A 1,511-nucleotide genomic window follows, 5' to 3' on the forward strand; every position below is an offset into this window, starting at 1 on the left:
TCTCCAGCTCCTCGTTCCTGTTCCAGGGCCTCTACGGATTCGACGCGCAGCAGTACGGGCTGCTCTTCGCCGTGAACTCGCTCGGCGTCGTCCTCGGCGCGGGAGCGGACCTCGTCGGCTCCATGCCGCTCGGTCGAATCAATTCGATCACGTGTCGGACAGGGGCGCCACCCCTCGGACCGCCGTCGGGTCAGACCGGGTGGAGCGGAGTGCCGAGCGGGTCGGCGAGCAGGCGCTCGAAGGCGAGCTCGGCGGCGCCCAGCATGAGCAGATCGGCGCCGAGCTCGGTCCGCACGATGCGCACGGAGTCGAGCGCGACCCGGAAGGGGCCGCCGCGGCCCAGGCGCTCCTCCAGGAATCCCGGCGCGACTCCTACCAGCGCCCCGAGGAAGCCGCCCAGCACCACGAGCTGCGGGTTGAACACGTTGATCACGTTGCGCAGGGCGACCGCGAGGTGCCCGAGCTGGCGCTCGACCTCGGCGCGGACGGCCGGGTCCTCGGCGGCGGCGAGCGCCTCCTCCAGCCGCTCGCTCTCGTCGAGGCCGAGCACGGTGAGCAGCTCGGCGCGGCCGACCTCGGTCTCGAGGCAGCCGACGGCGCCGCAGTGGCAGTCGATGCCCGCGCTGTTGACGAGGGTGTGGCCGATCTCCCCCGCGTAGCCGTCGATGCCGTGCAGAGGCGCGCCGCCGACGATGACGCCGGCGCCCACTCCGCTCGCGCCGCCGTTGAGGTAGACGAGGTGCGAGACGTCGCGGCCGGCGCCGAGGACGCTCTCCGCGAGTGCACCGAGGTTGGCGTCGTTCGCCGAGAGGACGGGCAGGCCGGTCGCGTCCGCGAGCATGCGGGAGAAGGGCTCGTCGTCCCAGCCGAGGTGCGGGCCGACCCGGACGAGGCCGTCGGCGTCGCGGACGAGGCCGGGCACGGCGACGCCGATGCCGACGGTCCGCGTCTCCTCGGGCAGCTCGGCGAGCAGCTCGGCGACCGCCTCGGCCGCCAGACGCGCGGCGGCCTCGGCGGTGGGGACGGAGGCGGAGCGGCGGATGCGGCGGCGGACGACGGCGTCGACGCCGACCACGGCGACCGTGACGGCGTCGATCTCGGGGTTCACGGCGAGCGCGACGACTCCGGGATCGGCCTCGACGACGGGGCTCGGCCGGCCGACCTGGTTCGGCGTGGCGGGCTCGCGCTCGCGTACGATGCCGAGCTCCACCAGCTCGCCGACCAGCGCCGCGATCGTGGAGCGGTTGAGGCCGGTCAGGCGCGTCAGCTGCGAGCGGGAGCGGGGGCCACCGCGGTGCACGAGGCGGAGGATCGCCGAGAGGTTGTGCCGCCTGACGCGGTCGAGGTTGTTGCCGCGCGTCGCGTGGTCGGGCATCCGCGGTCTCCTCTGCTTGCGGGGGTCAGCCTAGCCGGGGGCGGGGACAACACCTCCTCCTACGTGTCGATGGCCGAGACCCTGCGCGGAGGCCTCTCGCTCGCCCTGGGCGGGTTCGGCTTCTGGGCGCACGACA

Annotated in this window: 1 protein-coding gene; it reads right to left on the reverse strand. The window is 74.3% G+C overall.

Annotation, left to right across the window (positions count from 1 at the left end; translation table 11 throughout):
• Positions 1 to 190 precede the first annotated feature (190 nt).
• Entirely contained in the window at positions 191 to 1,375 is a 1,185-nt protein-coding gene (locus tag C5C50_RS16565) for an ROK family transcriptional regulator (protein WP_104273951.1), read from the reverse strand.
• Positions 1,376 to 1,511 lie beyond the last annotated feature (136 nt).

The sequence above is a fragment of the Rathayibacter sp. AY1D9 genome (genome assembly GCF_002932395.1).
GTDB lineage: Bacteria > Actinomycetota > Actinomycetes > Actinomycetales > Microbacteriaceae > Rathayibacter.

Coding starts and splice junctions, on each gene's coding strand:
- C5C50_RS16565 (WP_104273951.1), bottom strand. CDS start 1,375: ATGCCCGACCACGCGACGCGCGGCAACAACCTCGACCGCGTCAGGCGG.